Origin of the sequence: Enterovibrio makurazakiensis (assembly GCF_050336585.1) — a bacterium.
Lineage (GTDB): Bacteria > Pseudomonadota > Gammaproteobacteria > Enterobacterales > Vibrionaceae > Enterovibrio > Enterovibrio gelatinilyticus.
The window spans coordinates 18708-38143 of sequence record NZ_JAKJSE010000035.1; the positions used below are offsets into that span (position 1 = coordinate 18708).

17 protein-coding genes are annotated in these 19436 nt (G+C 48.4%); 7 read left to right on the forward strand and 10 right to left on the reverse strand.

Features of this window, described 5'->3' with window-relative positions; all coding sequences use genetic code 11:
• Positions 1-44 precede the first annotated feature (44 nt).
• The 3 genes from L4D06_RS22625 to L4D06_RS22635 all read left to right on the forward strand — a co-directional run bounded on the left by L4D06_RS22625 (position 45) and on the right by L4D06_RS22635 (position 3842).
• Complete coding sequence (locus tag L4D06_RS22625; RefSeq protein ID WP_429741507.1) at positions 45-1109, forward strand: carbon-nitrogen hydrolase family protein; 1065 nt, start codon at positions 45-47, stop codon at positions 1107-1109.
• 165 nt (positions 1110-1274) lie between these two features.
• Positions 1275-2291 (forward strand): phenylacetaldoxime dehydratase family protein, encoded by a 1017-nt coding sequence (locus tag L4D06_RS22630; protein WP_429741509.1) that lies wholly within the window; start codon positions 1275-1277, stop codon positions 2289-2291.
• 222 nt (positions 2292-2513) lie between these two features.
• Positions 2514-3842: an outer membrane beta-barrel protein gene (locus L4D06_RS22635; RefSeq protein WP_429741511.1), complete on the forward strand. Its 1329-nt coding sequence runs from the start codon at positions 2514-2516 to the stop codon at positions 3840-3842.
• A 169-nt stretch (positions 3843-4011) separates the two neighbouring features.
• On the opposite strand, the gene L4D06_RS22640 is transcribed toward L4D06_RS22635, so the two are convergent.
• The 10 genes from L4D06_RS22640 to paaZ form a co-directional block, all read right to left on the reverse strand.
• Positions 4012-6096 (reverse strand): 3-hydroxyacyl-CoA dehydrogenase NAD-binding domain-containing protein, encoded by a 2085-nt coding sequence (locus L4D06_RS22640; RefSeq protein ID WP_429741513.1) that lies wholly within the window; start codon positions 6094-6096, stop codon positions 4012-4014.
• Between the two features lie 181 nt (positions 6097-6277).
• Positions 6278-7375 carry a 1,2-phenylacetyl-CoA epoxidase subunit PaaE gene (gene paaE, locus L4D06_RS22645; RefSeq protein ID WP_429741515.1) on the reverse strand — a complete coding sequence of 366 codons (1098 nt, stop codon included), beginning with the start codon at positions 7373-7375 and terminating at the stop codon, positions 6278-6280.
• 15 nt (positions 7376-7390) lie between these two features.
• On the reverse strand, positions 7391-7930 hold the full coding sequence (gene paaD, locus L4D06_RS22650; RefSeq protein WP_429741517.1) for a 1,2-phenylacetyl-CoA epoxidase subunit PaaD: 540 nt from the start codon (positions 7928-7930) through the stop codon (positions 7391-7393).
• 3 nt (positions 7931-7933) lie between these two features.
• The gene (paaC, locus tag L4D06_RS22655) at positions 7934-8695 is read right to left on the reverse strand and encodes a 1,2-phenylacetyl-CoA epoxidase subunit PaaC (RefSeq protein ID WP_429741519.1); all 762 of its coding nucleotides are present in this window, start codon (positions 8693-8695) and stop codon (positions 7934-7936) included.
• A gap of 12 nt (positions 8696-8707) precedes the next feature.
• Entirely contained in the window at positions 8708-8995 is a 288-nt protein-coding gene (paaB, locus tag L4D06_RS22660; protein WP_429741521.1) for a 1,2-phenylacetyl-CoA epoxidase subunit PaaB, read from the reverse strand.
• Positions 8996-9006: 11 nt separating this feature from the next.
• Positions 9007-9975 carry a 1,2-phenylacetyl-CoA epoxidase subunit PaaA gene (paaA, locus tag L4D06_RS22665; protein WP_429741523.1) on the reverse strand — a complete coding sequence of 323 codons (969 nt, stop codon included), beginning with the start codon at positions 9973-9975 and terminating at the stop codon, positions 9007-9009.
• Between the two features lie 30 nt (positions 9976-10005).
• A complete protein-coding gene (pcaF, locus tag L4D06_RS22670; protein ID WP_429741525.1) occupies positions 10006-11208 on the reverse strand; it encodes a 3-oxoadipyl-CoA thiolase in 1203 nt (400 codons plus the stop codon).
• Entirely contained in the window at positions 11205-11648 is a 444-nt protein-coding gene (gene paaI / locus L4D06_RS22675) for a hydroxyphenylacetyl-CoA thioesterase PaaI (RefSeq protein ID WP_429741527.1), read from the reverse strand. The genes pcaF and paaI overlap by 4 nt, the downstream gene beginning before the upstream one ends.
• A 2-nt stretch (positions 11649-11650) precedes the next feature.
• Positions 11651-12454, reverse strand: a complete 804-nt coding sequence (gene paaG, locus L4D06_RS22680) for a 2-(1,2-epoxy-1,2-dihydrophenyl)acetyl-CoA isomerase PaaG (protein ID WP_429741529.1) — start codon at positions 12452-12454, stop codon at positions 11651-11653.
• 3 nt (positions 12455-12457) lie between these two features.
• A complete protein-coding gene (paaZ, locus tag L4D06_RS22685) occupies positions 12458-14506 on the reverse strand; it encodes a phenylacetic acid degradation bifunctional protein PaaZ (RefSeq protein ID WP_429741531.1) in 2049 nt (682 codons plus the stop codon).
• 243 nt (positions 14507-14749) lie between these two features.
• Here paaZ and paaK point away from each other — a divergent pair, with 243 nt between their 5' ends.
• The 4 genes from paaK to L4D06_RS22705 all read left to right on the forward strand — a co-directional run bounded on the left by paaK (position 14750) and on the right by L4D06_RS22705 (position 19266).
• Positions 14750-16036, forward strand: coding sequence for a phenylacetate--CoA ligase PaaK (paaK, locus tag L4D06_RS22690; protein ID WP_429741533.1), 1287 nt, complete (start codon positions 14750-14752; stop codon positions 16034-16036).
• A gap of 221 nt (positions 16037-16257) precedes the next feature.
• A complete protein-coding gene (paaX, locus tag L4D06_RS22695; protein ID WP_429741535.1) occupies positions 16258-17187 on the forward strand; it encodes a phenylacetic acid degradation operon negative regulatory protein PaaX in 930 nt (309 codons plus the stop codon).
• A 23-nt stretch (positions 17188-17210) separates the two neighbouring features.
• Entirely contained in the window at positions 17211-17807 is a 597-nt protein-coding gene (locus L4D06_RS22700; RefSeq protein WP_429741537.1) for a phenylacetic acid degradation protein PaaY, read from the forward strand.
• Between the two features lie 337 nt (positions 17808-18144).
• Positions 18145-19266 (forward strand): hypothetical protein, encoded by a 1122-nt coding sequence (locus L4D06_RS22705; RefSeq protein WP_429741539.1) that lies wholly within the window; start codon positions 18145-18147, stop codon positions 19264-19266.
• Positions 19267-19436: the final 170 nt, after the last annotated feature.

Here is a 19436-nt window from a genome sequence, read left to right on the forward strand (position 1 = left end):
GATGGCGAAAAAACATCACTACACGCGAAGAAGGAGAATGCGCGATGTCGGAAGTATTTAAAGTTGCTGCAGTGCAGGCAGCACCGTCTTTTTTGAACCTTGCAGAGGGGATACAGCGAGCTGAAGCTTATATCGCATCAGCTGCATCCAAAGGATGCAAACTGGTCGTGTTCCCTGAGACTTGGCTTCCTGGATATCCCAATCATATCTGGTTAGGTCCAGTGGCGTGGCAGATGCAGTTTGTGGGTCGTTATTTTGACAGCAGCATTGAGGAGGGCAGTGAGGAAGACAAGGCAATTGCTGAAGCTGCACGCCAAAACAACATACAGGTTTCAATCGGTGTGAGTGAGCGCGACGGTGGCAGCCTTTATATTTCGCAATGGCACTATGGCGAAGACGGCGAAATTATCAGTCGTAGAAGAAAGCTGAAGCCAACCCATGTTGAACGCACAGTGTTTGGCGAAGGTGATGGCAGTGACCTATCGGTAAAGGAAACCTCGATTGGCCGAGTTGGACAACTTTCCTGTTGGGAGCACCTTCAGCCTCTCTCTAAGTATGCGATGTACGCACAGAACGAACAGATTCATTGCGCGGCGTGGCCAAATTTCTCCCTTTATCGCGGAATGGCCTATGCCCTTGGGGATGTGGTGAACAATGCAGCCAGTATGTTGTATGCCGTTGAAGGTGGTTGTTATGTTATCGCGCCTTGCGCCACCGTGAGTAGAGCGCAACAGGAGATGCTTTGTCAGGGGGATGCCGAGAAAGAAGCCATGTGTCAGGTCGGTGGTGGTCATACCAAAATTTATGCTCCAGATGGTCAGTCGATTGGTTCAGAGATTGGAGAAACGGAAGAAGGTTTGGTGCTCGCAGACATTGACCTCAGCATGATCCCTTATGCCAAAGCCGTCGCTGATCCTGCAGGTCACTATGCGAAGAAAGATGCCACTCAGTTGCTGATTGACCGTGAAAAACGAAGTGCTGTTGTGGAAGCAAAAGATTATAAGGCTTCAAAAACAACACAATCAGAGCAAGTAGATACGGGTGTTGATGGCCTCGTTGAAACGCGAAAAGAGACTTCGACGTTCCTGACCAAGCTGAAACCTTGGTAAAGCAATGACAGACAACGTTGTTTACGACACCGAAGCTTAGTGACGCAGAGGCTTAGTGATGCAGAGGCTTAGTGAAACAGAGATTTGGTGACACTGAAGTGATATGACAAAGCGGTTAGACGCCATGAAGAGTGACGTCATAACCATATAGAGGGAGTAGTGATCATGGCTATTAATACAACGGATAGAAAGCGACCACTGAAGATGCCACCGGGTTGGGAGCCGCCAGTGCCGGCTTGGAGCTCCGTATTTGCCGAAAACCATCAACAGGTAAGTATGTGTATTATCGGGTGCCAACATAGTTCGGATACCTACATCAATGAGTTTGTAGGTGCGTTGAATGGTCTAGCGAAAAATGCTGACGTGTGTGATTTCGCTACCTGCGAAGACAAAGACGGATACGACCAGACTATTGCTATTGTGTACTGGATGGACCCGCAAGCCTGTGCAAATTGGCTACAAAGTGATGCTTTTACCTTGTTCTGGGAACTGTATTCGGATGAGAAATGGGAGTTCGGCATTTTCAGAGAAGTGTTCAATGTGCCTTTTGAGCGGCTTGAGACCTTGTTCTCTGGCCCCGTTCATGACCATGGTATGAGTCAAACTCGCAAAGATATCGAAGGTCCCATTGAACACCATGGCTACTGGGGAGGCATGCGTGACCGCATTCCCCTTTCCTCTGAGAATGCATTTGAAACAGATCAGACGTTGGAAGTGATTGAGCAGCAGGGAAACCGTGTCGTGGTTCGTGCACACGAGAACCTTTGCATTATTCGTTCTGGTCAAGATTGGAGTCACACCTCGGGGACTCAACGGGAAGAGTACCTGACCCAGATCGAGCCTGTTCTAAAAGCGGGGATGAACTTTCTGCGGGATAAGGGTGACGAGGTCAATTGTTATAGCTGTCGCTACATGACGCAATTTTCACCCTTTAAAGGCAAACAAGAGTGCACGTTTGGCCTAGCATTCTTCCGCACTATGTCAGATTTGGAGGCTTGGTCCGAAAGCCACCCTACCCATGTGGCTATTTTCAATACCTTCCTTGAAATTGCCCCTAAGTATGGCCCTGACCTTCAGTTACAACTCTGGCACGAAGTGTCGGTATTACCTGCTGGTCACCAGTATGGTGAGTATATTAATTGTACTGAAGGGGCTGGTTTATTAGCAGGGGTTAAAATATAGCGAAGTATAACTTTGGGCAATTCTCCTTAATTTTGAGGATTGTCCAATTCGGCTCCTGCGTCCACTCTGTTTAAATAATAAAACAATAAATTTTTGAATCTCCGTTTTGTGCGGGGATTAATTTCGGCTATTTGTTCGTTAGGTTGGCCTGCGAGTGGATTTGAAGTTTAAGGAAAATTGTCACCGCCTGATGTGATAATTAAACCATTAAAGGAAAGCAGTATGAGATTAAAAAGGAATATATTGGGTCTATCAGTTTCTTTGGCATTAATGGTGCCAACGGTAGGAATAGCAAACGCTGAGCCAGCTGGTGGTTCCTTGTTTCGTGCAGTAACAAACAATGCTTTAGATGAGCATGAAATCACCGTCGCGGGTTGGGCAGAAGCAACGGCACTTCATGCTTCAGACACCATTGGTGATGGCAATATCAGCAACGGTGCGTTTCTAAACCAGAAAGACGGTGTTGGCCTCAATCAAATTGGCGTAATGCTCTGTAAGGGGATGGGCTGCTTGCCGACTGGCGCTTTTGCTCCGGCTCAAAACGTATTAAGCCGAGTTGGGCCGTTTCCGGGACCTGTTGGGGAGGCGCGGATCGATTTCAATGTGACAGCCATGTACGGTCAGGATGTTCAATTCTTCCGTGTGGCAGGTATTGATGATTATACCTTTGATGATGATGACGACAACAAGTTCGCTATTCCGCAGTTTTACATTGATGCTTATCTCCCGGTGTTTGACGGTATGACATTGATGGTAGGTAGCTTCTTCACTTTCATCGGCAATGAAGTCGGTGCTCCTTTTACGCCGCCTAACTGGTTTGTCACACACACTTATGCTACTCAGCACGGGCCTTCAAAACACGTTGGTGCGCTTGCCAGCATCAAAGTACCCACCGATGAAGATTTTGGACTGTTGAGCTTTGATGCGGGCTTGGTGGCAGGCTGGAATAACTGGGATGAAAAACGTCCAACCTTTATTGGTGCGGCGCGTTGGCGTAGCCCGGATTTAGCAACTTGGCTAGATTTCGAGTTTATCTATGGTGACGGTGAAGGCGATGCATTCGGCGCTGCGAAAGGTGGCTCACCCTACATTGCCGTCAGTTCTACGGGTAAGAAACTCGACCGTTTCCATTCAACCACCACGCTGACCCAAACTGTCAATCCAGACCTGCAGTTGGCTGCTGAGTTTGTATATGGTTTTCAAGAAGGTGGCGATGTGGCTGTAGCACCTGTTTTTATTACCAAAGACAGTGATTGGATGGGCCTGAACGTAGGTGCGAGATATAAACTGGACGAGAACCTCTACTTCGCAGCCCGTGCCGAGTGGTTTGATGATGAGAATGCAGCGAATGTGCTGTGGAGCTCAGTGGGTGCAACGGGTGGTGACGTATATTCCGTGACGACAAATCTCGATTGGAGTGTGAATCAGCACTTTAAGATCCGTCCTGAACTTCGCTATGACACCTATAAAGGCAGTGGTGCAGGGTTGTTTGCCGGTGGTACGTCAGATGATCAATTTATTGCACTGCTCAATGCGGTTGCTTATTTCTGACCGGAAGGAAAACGCTTTTCTTATTAATCCTTAGCGCTTGGTACTTAGCACTTGGTACGTTAATACACGTTTAGTATTTTGGCCTTAATGTTTATTAAGGTCTTTTTTTGCATAAAAAAGCCCGCAAGTTAATGCGGGAAAAATGGAGTTATTATTGCAAAGTATGATTTTAAATGGTTTCTAATTTCTCGGAAGGTTGCCACCATGCTTTATTTGTTTCGCGGTAAAGGTAATTGATGCTTTCAATGGTGTTATTTATGCCATTTGATTTGGAATAATACATTGGGCCGCCTCGAAAACGAGGGAAACCATATCCATTTAGCCAAATGGTATCTATATCTTCACTGTTTCTTGCAATGCCTTTTTCTAATAAGTGTGCCCCTTCGTTGACCAAAGCAAGCACCAGTCGGTTTTGAATTTCTTCATCAGTGATAAGTCTGGCTTCTACACCTAGGCGCTCTGCTTCAATCGCAATCAAAGCCATCGTGGTTGGGTCGTTGGTTTTCTTACCATTTTCATAACGGTAGAAACCCACGCCGGTTTTACGGCCTAGCCGTCCATGTTCGACCATGGTATCGGCAGCGAGAAAATAGGCGGGATCATCGTAAATCGGTGGGTACTCGCGGCGCGCTTTGTAGGCGATATCAATGCCAGACATGTCATTCACCGCCAATGGCCCCATCGCCATACCCCAGGATTCCATCGCCGAATCTATCTGCTCTGGGCTTGCGCCTTCAAGCAGCAACATATTCGCTTCGCGTCCGTAAGCGGCATACATTCGGTTGCCCACAAATCCAAAGCCAACCCCAACGCATACAGGTACCTTTCCTAGTCGCTTGGCGGTTTTCATGACGACGCTGACAACTTGTTCTGACGTTGAGTGGGTTTTGACCACCTCGACCAGCTTCATCACATTAGCCGGGCTGAAAAAATGCATACCAATGACTTGCTGAGGGCGGGTGGTGCACGACGCGATGTCGTCAATGTCCAGATAAGAGGTGTTTGTTGCAAAGATTGTCGATGGTTTGCATACCGCATCTAGTGAAGAAAATATCATCTTCTTCACCGACATTTTCTCGAAAGCTGCCTCAACGACTAAATCAATATCGGCAAGATTGCCATAATCACTGGTACCGGAAATCACCGAAAGGGCTTGCTCTTTTTGCGTTTCTGACACTCTGCCTTGCTCATGCATTTTCTGGTATTGGTTTCGAATGCGCTCTAGACCTGAGGCGCACAATTTTTCATTGGTTTCGACAAGAGTCACGTTGAATCCCTTGCTGGCAAAGGCAATGGCAATGCCAGTTCCCATTGTACCTGCACCAATGACAGCGACCGATTGAATGTCGATACCAGAAGACGATTTGGTGTAACCGGAAGCTGCCTGTTTTTCCGCGAAGAAGGCGTAGCGCATCGCGCTGGATTGTTCGGAATCCCGGCAGGCCAGAAACAGTGTTCTCTCCAATGCCAATGCTTCGTCAAAGGGAAGCTTAGTCGCTGCTTCAATGGCATCAATGGCGCTTTGAGGAGCGAGCTGACCTTTGGCCTTTTTGGCGAGCTTTGTACGCCAGCTTTCAAAGATATTCTCTTCGGAAGAACCCGGAATATTCCGCTTGTCCGGTGCAACAAAGACATCGTTAGCTGTTCTTTTAGCAAAGAGAATCGCGGCTTGGTTAACCAAAGGAGCATGCTCGGTTAGCGGTGAAGATTTTTGTCCTAACCTACCGTCGTCGATCTGCATGTCGATAAGATACGGTATGGAATCTGTCGAAACCATTTTGCCGGATGTGATCATGGAAAGTGCTGTTTCTACTCCTACATATCGGGGCAATAGCTGAGTGCCGCTGGCTCCGGGAATAAGACCGAGATTGACTTCGGGTAAGCCAACCTTTGTGCCTATCATGGCAACACGATAATGACATGACAATGCCAACTCAAAACCCCCACCAAGCACGGTGCCATGAAGCGCAGCCGTGACGGGTTTCGCACTGGTTCGAATGGACTGCAAAACATCGGGTAGGTAAGGCTGCTTCGGTGTTTGACCAAACTCTTTGATGTCGGCGCCGGCAATAAAAGTGTTGCCGTTACAGCCAATCACAATGGCGGAAATGTCTGGATTGGCATTGGCCTGCTCCAGCCCGGTCTGAATGCCAGATCTCACTGAATGGGAAAGGGCATTAACCGGTGAGTTGTCTACCCGGATTACGCCAATCCCATCTTCAATGACTAGGCTAACGGTGTCTGAAAGAAACATAGTACGTCCTTACGTGGTAGTTCATTCCTTTGCGCAGCGTTGGTGGCGACTTTCTTCTGCGTTGCCGGTTTCTCATGTAGGCCAGCGACACATCGAAGCCTCTGCCCTGTATAAAGCCGCCAAAAACTGCTGCGAAAACTCGAAACATAGGTCAAAAGACCCTGTTTATCTTTGGTCGAAATCATCGCTGGTCGAAATCAACAGTAACGTCATCAGAAAGCGGGTGTGCCTGACAGGTCAGGATGTAACCCGCATCAATCTCGTGTTGTTCAAGGCCGTGGCTGATATCCATCTCGACGTCTCCTTTCACCAGCTTGGCTTTACAGGTGGAACAAACACCGCCCTTGCATGAATAGGGGAGCGACATGCCATTGTCGATGCCAGCATCGAGAATGTTTTCACCTACGGTCGCCAGCTTGAAGCTGATAGAACGACCATCAGCGGTGACGGTCACTTTGCTCATTTTTTCTTCGCCATAATTGGCAACACGCTGTTTGGCTTTTTCCAGTGCAACTTGCGCATCTTCAGACGACGAAGAGAAAAGCTCATAGTGAATTTGGTCATCAGAAAGCCCCTCAATACGGAACCCTCTGGAGACTTCCGCCATCATGGACTCAGGACCACAGATAAAGGCATGGTCGGTGCTGTTGATATCGATAAGACGTTGTTTTTGCAGCGCGGCACCTTTCTTTACATCGATGTGACCAGATAACAGGTCTGAGCCCTGATCTTCTTGACTCATGATGTTTATCCAACTGAATCGCGTCATATAACGGTTTTTCAGATAACCCAACGTGTCAGCAAACATCATGGTGTTGCTTTGTCGGTTGCCGTAAATCAGGGTTATTCGGCTATTGGGCTCCTGAGAAAGTACGGTTTTGATAATCGACAAAATCGGCGTAATCCCGCTGCCAACCGCAATGCACATGTAATGATGCTGATTTGAAGAATCCAGTTCTGTAAAAAAACTGCCTTGAGGAGGCATAACATCCACCGTCAAGCCAGCCTCAAAATTGTCGTTGGCGAAGTTGGAAAACTTACCGCCTTCCACTCGCTTGATCGCAACTTGCAGCAAGCCCTCATCTGCGCCTGAGCAAATTGAGTAAGCACGACGCGCTTCTTCTCCATCAATGTTGGCGCGCAGCGTGAGAAACTGCCCCTGAACAAACCGAAATGTCTCTTTCAGCGCTTCCGGAATGTCGAAGGTTACACACAGGGCAGAATCGGTCTGGGGCTGCGTATGTTTTATTTTTAATGAATAGAAATTGGTTTCACTCATGGTCAATTCCCTTTGCTACAAGCATTTAAAGAAGTCGAAAGCCTCCAGACAGCTCTCGCAGCGGAACAGTGCTTTGCAGGCCGTTGAGCCAAACTCACTGATCCGTGTAGTGTTTGAAGAACCGCAGTGAGGACAACGCACCCCTTGTTCCGGTGTCAGGCGAAGGCAGGTACTTGGCGAATCTGAAGGCGGGGCTATGCCATATTCCCTCAGTTTTCGTTGGCCTGATTCAGACATATCGTCGGTCGACCACGGCGGAAAAAGCGATGTTTTGACTTCCACATTGGTGTAACCCGCTTGTGATAGGAGAGCAATAATGTCTTCCTTGATGGTCTCTACAGCCGGACATCCAGAATAAGTGGGGGTGATGGTGACAAGAACCTTTCCATCCTGTTCACTGACATTTCGAAGGATCCCGATGTCCCATATTGAAAGGACTGGAATTTCGGGGTCAGCGACATCGTCCAGAAGTTGCCATACTTCAGGAGCGGTCGAGTTGGCTCTTGCCTTCACTCGCTCAAATTGGGCGCGTGGTGTAACAGGAATGGTTTCCATATCTCACCACTCACAACCAGGGTATGCGCGGTGGACACTTTGCATCACGCAGAGTAAATGGCTGAGATGTTCTGTGTGATAGCCCTTTCGCCCGCCACGCACTGCCCATTCATCGGTTGGAACGTTCAGTGTGGCTTCTTCTAATACGCCACTTAACTGGGCGCGAAAGTCGGCTTCCAGTGCAAAGGTGTCAACTGCTATACCTGCAGCAATTAATCGACTTTCAGTTTCATCTGGCTCAAACAACTCTGGTATATAACCCCACAAATCGTTCATCGCCGTTTGCATGCGTTGTTGGCTTTCTTCTGTACCATCGCCGAGCTTTATGACCCAGTCTTTACTGCGCATCAGATGGTAACGGCTTTCCTTTATCGATTTGTGTGCGATGGCTGATAACACAGGATCTTTTGATTCCAATAATTGGGTCATAAACAAATGGCTGTGAATATCAACGATGAGCTGTCTTGCCATGGTGAACGCAAAGTCACTGCGGGGTAGCTCGTTGATAAGGTAATTGATGTAATCGCGCTCTCCTCTCAGGTAGGCAAAATCATCTTCGCTTTTCTCGCCGTCAGTCAGTTCAGAGGCGTAGCCATAAAACATCCGTGCGCGACCAATGTAATCCAATGCGACGTTACCTAGCGCAATGTCTTCTTCCAAGAAGGGGCCATGGCTCGCCCATTCAGACAAGCGGTGGCCCAGCGTTAATGCATCATCGCCAAGGCTCAGTGCATAGCGGAGCAAATCCTTTTTCTGTTGTTCCATTATTCTGGCTCCTTACATGTTGCCGACTTCTTTCGGAAGTGGGTAATAAGTCGCATGACGATAGGGCTTGTCGTCCGACGGGTCGAAAAAGGCTTCATTGTCGGCTTCCTGTGAAGCGGAAATGTCTGCCGAGCGCACCACCCAAATGCTTACACCTTCACTTCTACGGGTGTAGCAGTCACGAGCATATTGCAGCGCGTGGGCGGCATCCTCTGCGTGAAGGCTACCAACATGTTTATGGTCAAGGCCGCGTTTGCCGCGTACGAAGACTTCAAATAGTTCAAGATTTTCTAGCGTCATATCGCTTCTCCTTAAGCCACTGCATGTTGTTGACGTTGTTTAACTTTTTCCGCGTGCGCATTTTGCGCGTCACGTACCCAGGCGCCGTCTTCGTGAGCGTTAACGTGATGCTGAATACGTTGGCGGTTGCAGTGTCCGTTACCATTAATGACGTTGTAGAATTCTTCCCAGTCGATTTCACCGCTGTCGTAATGGCCGCGTTCTTCGTTCCATTTAATGGCTTTGTCTGGGTGTTCCAACCCCAGAAACTCAATTTGCTGCACGGTCTGGTCAATGAACTTCTGACGAAGACTGTCATTGGTTTCGCGTTTGATCTTCCATTGCATTGAACGTGCTGAGTGCGCAGATTCTGCATCATGAGGGCCGAACATCATTAGCGATGGCCAGTAAAAACGGTTGAGCGAATCCTGCGCCATCTGGCGTTGTTCTTCGCTGCCGTTGGCGAGTGCTAGCATGATTTGGTAGCCCTGACGTTGGTGGAAGCTCTCTTCCTTACAGATACGGATCATGGCGCGGGCATAAGGGCCATACGAGGTGCGCTGAAGGGAAACCTGATTACAGATAGCAGCACCATCAACCAACCAGCCAATCGCACCAATATCGCCCCAAGTTTGGGTGGGATAATTGAAGATAGAGGCGTATTTTGCTTTCCCGGTTTGCAGTGCTTCGATCATTTCTGCGCGGCTGACTCCTAGCGTCTCGGCTGAGCTATAGAGGTACAACCCGTGGCCCGCTTCATCCTGCACTTTGGCAAGCAGTACGGCTTTACGACGCAGTGAAGGTGCTCGGGTGATCCAATTGCCTTCTGGTTGTTCTCCAATCACTTCAGAATGCGCATGTTGTGAGATCTGGCGGATCAGATTTTGACGATAAGCGTCAGGCATCCAATCTTTGGGCTCTATTTTCTCTTCACAGTTAATCTTCTGCTGGAAGGCTTCCAACAGCGCTTTTTCCTGAGCTTCCTGTCTTAGTTTTTTCATAGTTATTGCTCCGTTTTCAGGTGCAGAAAATTAAACACGTTCAATCACGAGGGCGATGCCCTGGCCGACACCGATACACATGGTGCAAAGCGCATAACGACCTTGCGTACGTTCAAGTTGGTTCAGTGCGGTAAGCACAAGACGCGCACCGCTCGCACCTAAAGGGTGACCTAATGCGATAGCGCCACCGTTTGGATTTACCTTTTCAGAGTCATCCGCTAGTCCAAGGTCGCGAGTAACTGCCAAGGCTTGCGCTGCAAAGGCTTCATTGAGTTCAATGGTGTCCATTTCCCCCAGTGTTAACCCTGCGAGTTTGAGCGCTTTCTTTGCGGCTGGTGAAGGGCCAAAGCCCATGATGCGTGGCGGAACGCCAGCGGTTGCCATGGCAAGAATGCGTGCTCGGGGTTTCAGGCTGTGCTTATCAATAGCCGTTTCTGAGGCGAGCAAGAGCGCAACCGCGCCATCGTTAACGCCGGAGGCATTGCCTGCAGTAACACTGCCAAACTCACGAAAAGGTGTGGGTAATCCTGCCAGCGCTTCTGTGGTTGTCGCGCGAAGGTGTTCGTCTTTTTTAAAGCAAAGTGGCTCCTGCTTACGACGAGGAATGATCACTGGTGTTATTTCAGCGTCGAAAACCCCCGCTTCTTGTGCCTTAGCCGCCCGTTGTTGGCTTCGAAGCGCAAAGGCATCTTGATCCGTTCGGCTAACTTTAAAATCTTCTGCGACGTTTTCTGCTGTTTCAGGCATGGAATCGACGCCATATTGTTTTTTCATCTTTTCATTGATGAAGCGCCAACCGATGGTGGTATCAAACACCTCCGCCTGACGCGAAAAAGCCGTTTGTGCTTTACCCATTACAAACGGGGCGCGGGACATGGATTCCACACCACCTGCAATGGCGAGTTCCAGTTCGCCACAATCAATGGCTCTGGCTGCCGTGCCGATGGCGTCCATACCTGAACCGCACAAACGGTTAATGGTGGTCGCGGGTACAGACTCTGGCATACCCGCCAGAAGGGCACTCATGCGGCCTACATTGCGGTTATCTTCGCCGGCCTGATTGGCACAGCCGTAGAACACTTCTTCTATCTGGGACCAATCAAGCTGAGGGTTGCGCTCCATCAGGGCACGGATAGGTACAGCGCCTAGGTCATCGGCTCTCACTGCAGAGAGCGTGCCGCCATAGCGGCCAAATGCGGTGCGAATGCCATCGCAGATATATGCATGCTTCATGAATCACTCCTTTGATCCTGGGGGAGTACAGCTTGGTTCAGACGCGCTGAGTTGCCTTTGAAAATCGCAACAAGCTCTTGGTTTTGATTGGTAATGCTGACGTTATAGATGCCTGTTCTTCTGCCTTGGTGCATGACAAATGCCCGCGCCGTGAGAAGATCGTTCTCGCGCGCAGGACGCAGAAAATCGATAGAACAGGCTGAGGCCACAGCGGATTCATTTTCTGAATTGCAGGCAAAAGCGAACGCTGAATCTGCGAGACAAAAAATCTTGCCGCCATGACAGGTTTGATGACCGTTCAACATCTCAGCAGTCACGCGCATGGTGACTTCACTCTGCCGACAAGCCATGTGTTCGACATTCATACCCATGGCGCGAGAGACGTTGTCATGGCTGAACATTTGCTGGGCGCAGGCTTGCGCTAATTGGTCTGCATCCATGCTCATTCCCCCTTAAACTGCGGTGCACGCTTTTCAAGAAACGAAGCCACGCCTTCCGCATAATCCTGGGAATAGCCGAGGTTGCGCATGGTCTCTTTTTCCAGCTCAAGCTGGTGGTCGAGCGTGTTGGCGAATGAAGCGTTCAGTAGACGCTTGATATTGGCGAGAGCAAGGGTCGGCTGTTTGGCCAGTTTTTCTGCGACCGCATTGGCTTCTTCCATCAAGGCTTCATCGTCAATGCAGCGCCAAATCATGCCCCAAGCTTCGGCTTGCTCTGCCGGGAGTTTTTCACCCAGCAATGCCAAGGCTTTTGCTCTGGGCAGCCCGAGCGCGCGGGTAAGGTTCCAGGTGCCGCCGGAATCTGGGATCAGCCCGATTTTGGCGAAAGACTGAATGAAACTTGCAGAGCGGGAAGCGAAGACAATGTCACACGCCATGGCGATATTGGCGCCAGCACCAGCGGCTACGCCGTTAACGGCGCAGATAACCGGGACATTGAGTGTGCTGATGGCGCGAATCAACGGGTTGTAGTTGCGCTCGACGGATTCGCCCAAATCAACGCGGGCACTGGCGTCATTCACGGCGCGATCATTCAAATCTTGCCCGGCACAAAAACCTCGACCATTTCCCGTGATAAGCAAACAGCGGATCTCACTGTTTTCCCGCACTTCACGGATAGCGGCTTTCACTTCTTCATGCATTTGTGCATTGAAGCTGTTGAGTGAGTCCGGTCTGTTCAGCACTAAGGTCGCGACGCCATTGTTGACGGTGAAAAGCACGGTGATGAAATTCATCTTCTTCTTCATGGCTCAGTCCTCCTGACGCTCAACCAAGGTCATGATGTCGTAGACAGCGACGGTTTCGTCATTCTGGTTGCGTACCAGCACGTCCCAGACCACGACACCGGTTGCGCGTTCCTCATCCGGACGGCGGGTTTTCTTGATCTTCTGCTTCACGGTAATGTCCGCCTGAATGGTGTCGCCAATCGCGACCGGAGCGATAAAACGCAGATTCTCTAGGCCGTAGTTGGCAAGTACCGGGCCTGGTGCGGGATCGACAAACAAGCCTGCTGCCGCTGAAAGCACGAAGTAACCATGAGCCACGCGCTGACCAAACAGGGAATCTTTGGCGGCAATTTCATCAAAATGGGCATAAAAATGATCGCCAGACAGGCAACCAAAATTCACGATGTCAGCTTCAGTGACCGTGCGTCTGTGGGTGGTCAGGCTTTCGCCAATTTGCAGTTCATCAAAGTATTTACGGAAAGGGTGGACTGGTGTGCGGATTTTCTCTGCACCTGACGTGTACTCACGGGTAATGGCAGTAAGCATGGTAGGTGAACCCTGCAAAGCAGTGCGCTGCATATAGTGTTTGATGGCACGAACGCCACCCAACTCTTCACCACCACCGGCACGCCCGGGGCCACCGTGAACCAGCGGTGCGAGCGGGGAACCATGTCCAGTTGAGGATTTTGCATTGTCTCGGTTCAGGATCAGCATACGACCATGATAGGCAGCCGCTTTCAGCACAAGCGCTGACGCTTCTGATGCATCGTTAGTAACGACAGAGCCCACCAGACTGCCTTTACCCAGTGAAGCGATCGCAACCGCTTGGGAAAGGTCGTCATAAGGCAAAAGGGTACAAACCGGACCAAATGCCTCTACGTTGTGGACATAACCCTCCTCTGTTGGCGCCTTCGAAAGCAGTACCGTTGGTGGGTAGAAAGCATCTTGAGAGCAGTGGTCACCAACAAGCTCCATCGCCGCGTCGTTACCGCCCAGCAGCACCTCACTTTGCTCGCAAAGCTTGCTGACCTGAGAGGCCACATCATTCTTTTGGCCTTTACCAATCAATGGTCCCATCTTGACGCCCTCCATTGAAGGGTCGCCCAATACCACACGAGAAAGCCGCGCTTTAAGGGCATCGTTGACTGCGTCGACTTTGGCGCGGGGCACCAGTGCACGACGGATAGCAGTGCATTTCTGGCCTGCTTTGACCGTCATTTCCCTTGCGACTTCTTTGATAAAAAGATCGAATTCCGGATCGTCTTCACTGACCGTTTCGCCAAGAATGCTGCAGTTCAACGAGTCGGCTTCCATGTTGAATGGAATGCTGTGGGCGACGATGTTGGGATGGACTTTGAGCATCTGACCCGTTGAAGCCGAACCGGTAAAAGTGACGCAGTCTTGCTCGCTCAGTTGATCCAATAGATCACCGACACTCCCACAAATCAACTGCAGAGCTCCTTCTGGAAGCAGGCCACTTTCCACCATGTCTGCGACCATGGCTTGCGTCAGGTAGGCCGATTGCGTTGCGGGTTTAACAATCACAGGCACGCCCGCGATCAAGCTCGGCGCGATTTTTTCCAGCATTCCCCAGCAAGGGAAGTTAAAAGCGTTGATATGAACTGAAACGCCGGGTTTGGAAGTGAGGATATGCCGACCGACAAATGAACCGTCCGCAGAAAGTGGCTGCGCGCTGTCTTCAACGATAAAAGGTTCATTGCCTAATTCGCGGCGAGCAATGCTTGAATAGCTGAGCATGGTGCCGAGGCCACCTTCAATATCAACCCAGCTGTCCGCTTTGGTTGCCCCTGTCCATTGAGATATATCGTAAAAGCGCTTCTTGTTATCCAGCAGCTTCAAACCTAGTGCCTTTAGCATTTCTGCACGTTCATGAATGGTCATCGCGCGCAGCGCAGGGCCACCCACTTCACGGCCAAATCGCACCACTTCCGCGAAATCGATACCGTCAGAGCTGACGGTACAGATTGGCTCACCTGTGATGGCATTCTCGACGGAAACACCATTAGCTGCTCCCTCATGCCATGTCCCGTAAACATAACTTTTTGCCTTCATATCACGTGTCCTTCTACGTGTTTGCATTTCGTTTCGACCCAAATTAATACCGATGGAAACGGTTGTTTGTTGTCGACGTTTGATAAAAATGTTTATGAATGGTTAAATTTTATGATACACAATAAATAGAAATGATCAATAATGTGTAACATGAATAAATATTCGAATTGGCGACTACGCTTTAAGGGGCAAACCTTGAAAAGCGATGGAGCTGGAAGTAAAGCCTTGAAAGGAGAGAGCAAGATGAGTAGTAAGGTAGGGATGCACGCGATAGAAAATGCCAGCATTGATGAGTTACGCGGACTTCAGCTATCACGTCTTAAAAACACGTTGAACCATGTCTATGAAAACTCGCCAGTTTATCGTGAGAAGTTCAAGGCCCACGGAGTCCATCCTGACGATTTGAAAACCCTGTCAGATCTCAGCAAGTTCCCCATGACCACCAAAGCTGATCTTCGCGACAACTACCCATTTGGCATGTTCTGTACGCCAATGGAACAAGTGGTTCGCGTTCACGCATCGAGTGGAACAACGGGAAAACCCACCGTGGTGGGATACACTCAAAATGACGTGAACATGTGGGCAGATGTGGTTGCTCGCTCTATTTACGCCGCAGGTGGAAGACCGAAAGACAAAGTCCATATTTCTTACGGTTACGGCCTCTTCACTGGCGGTCTTGGTGCTCACTATGGCGCGGAGAGGTTAGGTTGTACCGTAATTCCAATGAGCGGTGGTCAGACCCAGAAGCAAGTTCAACTTATTCGGGATTTTGACCCAGACATCATCATGGTGACCCCGTCTTACATGCTTAACATTGCTGATGAAATGGCGAGACAAGGCATTGATCCAGAGAGACTAGCGTTGCGCGTCGGTATATTTGGTGCAGAACCTTGGACTGAAGCGATGCGAGAAGAGATGCAGCGTCGTCTCTCCATGGATGCTGTTGATATTTATGGACTGTCTGAAGTGATTGGCCCTGGCGTGGCGCAGGAGTGTGTGGAATCCAAAGATGGCCCGACGGTGTGGGAAGACCATTTCTACCCTGAGATTATCGACCCACTGACGGGAGAAGTATTACCAGATGGTGAAGAAGGGGAGTTGGTATTTACAAGTCTTACCAAAGAGGCGATGCCAATCATCCGCTATCGCACCCGCGATTTGACGCGCCTTCTGCCTGGTACATCTCGTACCATGCGTCGAATGGGTAAAATCACCGGACGCAGTGATGACATGCTGATAGTGCGGGGTGTGAATGTTTTCCCAACACAAATTGAAGAACAGATTTGTAATACTCGAGGATTGGCTCCGCACTACCTAATTGAACTGTTCAAACAGGGCAATATGGACTGTGTCACCATAAGGGTAGAGCAGCAGCCCGAAGTTCATAGCTCGCAACTAAACGGACTGCAGAATGAACTGGCCGGAAAGATTAAAATGTTCATTGGCATATCTTCCAAGGTTGAAATAGTGCCAGCAGGCGTGCTGCCACGCTCTGAAGGTAAAGCCAAGCGTGTGATTGATAAGCGATAGTAAAGAGCCGAATCAACAATGTGGCATTTCCTAGGGTCTGTTGACCTTTTAAGGTTGTTTTTGCTCGAACGAAATATGGCCAAGAAAGGTAAATAGACACCCAAAAATAGATTCATATTTTTGCTGTTTTGTTTTGATTGTGTAACATGAGGCTAATTGCCTTGTCAGATACAAATAACAAAGCGCTACATTTATTGATGAAAACTTATGGGTCAAGCCTTATGGAACCAAAGCTAGGGAAGTTGCTTTCAGACATACTCGCCGCTGATTCAGTCAGCGGCACCTCACTTATCATGACAGTATTCGGTGACATTCTTGCCCGTCGCGGCGGTTCAATCAGCCTTTCCAGCCTGATTGAACTTTTGAGTGTCTTCAATGTGTCTGACCGATTTGTCAGAACCTCGGTGTTTCGTTTAGTGAAAGACGGTTGGTTAGTGGCAGAGCGCAGTGGTCGCTATAGTTTCTACCACGTGACCGAAGATGCCATGGATCGCTTCACTGCAGCAGAAGAGCGCATTTACAGTGCGCACGATGCTGACTGGAATCGAAAGTGGCAGATGGTTGCATTGCCTTCATTAAGTGGCAGCGAGTTGATGGATGCCAGAAAGCTTCTGGAATCGGCAGGTTATGCGATCCTTTCTACCTCCGTCATGCTATATCCACGGGCAGACAAAGAAATAACGCGACAGTTATTGGCAAAACATGACCTGAATGAGAAAGCCCTCGTGTTCGAAGCATCGTCTTGCGACCTTGCGGAAGGGAACGAAACTAACCTGAAATCGCTGGTCGCCAAGCTTTGGCAACTGGAAGAAGTTGAAGACAGATTTGATACTTTGCTGAGCCAGTTTCGGCCAGTTCTCGCATTGCTGGATAACGGTGACCAACTGGAGCCCGCGCAGGCCTTTCAGGTGCGCACATTACTGATCCATATTTATCGTCGCGCGTTGTTGAAATATCCACCATTACCCGAAGAGTTATTACCGAGTAACTGGCCGGGTAAAGCCGCACGCACACTAACACACAATATCTACAATCTGGTGGCTTATCCGGCAGAGCGACACGTTGATGCTGTTGCCCGAGCTGCGGATGGCCAATTACCGAAAGCTGATAAACAGTTTTGTGAGCGCTTTGGAGGCATCACGCTGAACTGAAAAAAACAGACTAAGGAGTAGTCATGCCCTGTTATGCATTAGATGGTATTTCGCCCGTGGTTGAAGAGGGTGCTTACGTTCACCCAGAAGCGGTGTTAATTGGTGATGTCATTGTAGAGCGGGGCAGTTATATCGCGCCTTTTGCCAGTTTACGGGGCGATTTTGGCCGAATACACATCAAAGCCAACGCCAATGTGCAGGACAACTGCGTGATTCACGCCTTCCCCGGTATCGATGTCGTGGTTCATGAACGCGGACATATCGGACACAGCGCCATATTACACGGCTGTATTATCGAAGAAGGCGCACTAATTGGCATGAATTCGGTGGTGATGGACGGCGCGGTGGTTGGTGCCCATAGCATCGTCGCCGCTCACTCCCTTGTGGCCTCCCAACAAAACATCCCCTCAAAAATGCTCGCCCTTGGCAGCCCTGCCAAAGTCATCCGTGAACTGAGTGAAAAAGAAGTTTCTTGGAAGAGTTTAGGTACCGATGGCTATATTGAACTCACCGAACGTTGTCTTGCGACCATGCAGCAAGTAGAGCCGTTGAAAGCAATTGAAGTAGACCGAAAGCGTATGGTGATTGATGAAAGCATCAAGCCGAAGTTTGCGGATTAAAAACGGTGTAGGCGAAAAAAGCGAGATTGCACTTAGTTTCGTTAAGTACGGATTTTACAAACGGAGTTAAACTACTTTACCCCATCGCAACAAAAGGGACGATTTGTCCTTTTTTTACGTCACAGTTTTGTGATTGGCGATAAATTTCTTTTAAAACAATACTTTAGTCAGTGATAGAATCAGTGCCATTGTTATTAAAAGAGAAAGTGTCGTATTTGATTCCGACATTTTGCCTTCTAATACACTGTTAGTAGACTGGTAAATGTTGTTCTACAGCAATACCTTAGGTTGCATGATGGTGTAATATGGAGTGATATTCTGTTTTGAGTTCTTATCAATGATTACTGATTCAATTAAGAAAATTATCGAAAATCGAAGACTAATAGTACTTATCGGTCTGTTTTTTCTTGGCATTGCTGTTGCTACTTACTACTTTCCTGACTTTAGGTTATATCTAGAAAGTGTTTTTCGTACAACCTCAGATAATGATTTTGTAATTTTTACATCTTTATTGTTGGCAATAGTGTCATTTGGTTTGGCTTATCTACAGTCAGGCGGCAATGAAACGCTAGAAGATAAATCATACAATCAGTTGATGAATAAGATTAAAAAGCAGACTAGTCACTATTCCGCTATTGAAAAAGACATTTCTGAGTATAAGGAAGAAGTAAGCAATAGCTTAGAAACAACAAGGAATGATGCCGAAAAATCTAAGTTAGACATCAAAGAAATTCTACAAAGACTAAATAACTTCGAGCTTGGCGCAAACCTAACAGATGATGATAAAACTAAAGTCATTGAAGCAATTGTTGAGCGTTCGAGCGAGAAAAGTATTAAGGATATATTCAACAATGAAACTAAACTACTTCGTTCCGAAGTAAAAAAGAGTCTAGCCTACGAAAATCTTTCAAAGGAATCTCGTGTAATAGCACAACGCTTGTTTAGGGAGATTTCTGATTTAAGGTTACGTGCGAACATAAACCTGTTGATTGGTATGGCTATAACTGCAGGTGGTTTATACCTTCTATGGACAACGGTATCAATGGTTGATTCTTCTGAGCTCTTAAAGCAACTAGCTTCTGAAGGAACTGAATCAAATACTAAGTTTATCAAAAACCTTGTATTACCAATACTTCCTCGAATCATGTTGATTATCTTCATTGAAATATTTGCGTACTTTTTCCTTAGATTATACAAAAATGGACTTGACGAAATTAAGTACTTTCAAAATGAACTTACAAATGTGGAGTCAAAGTTGTTTGCAGTTAATTACGCTTTGGTAACTGGTAACGATGATGCGTTGAAGGTTTCAATTAGCTCTTTGGCAAACACGGAGCGAAACTTTGTTTTGGAGAAAGGGCAAACAACTGTTGAGTTGGAGAAAGCTAAGTCAGAATCTGAACTAACTCGAAATATTATCAAAACGGTTCCCAATCTTTTCACGCAGAGTGGAAAATAGCCTACTAACACATATGAGCCCTTCTCCGGTCAATAGGCAATAGCATTCTTTTGGCTGCGCTAGCAGCCAATGCTCTCGAACCCCAAAGGCGTCTACTTCGTTCTGTCATTTCCGCCATTAAGTCGTTACTTACGGCAAACACTTATAGAAAGACTCTCAATGCTATCTCA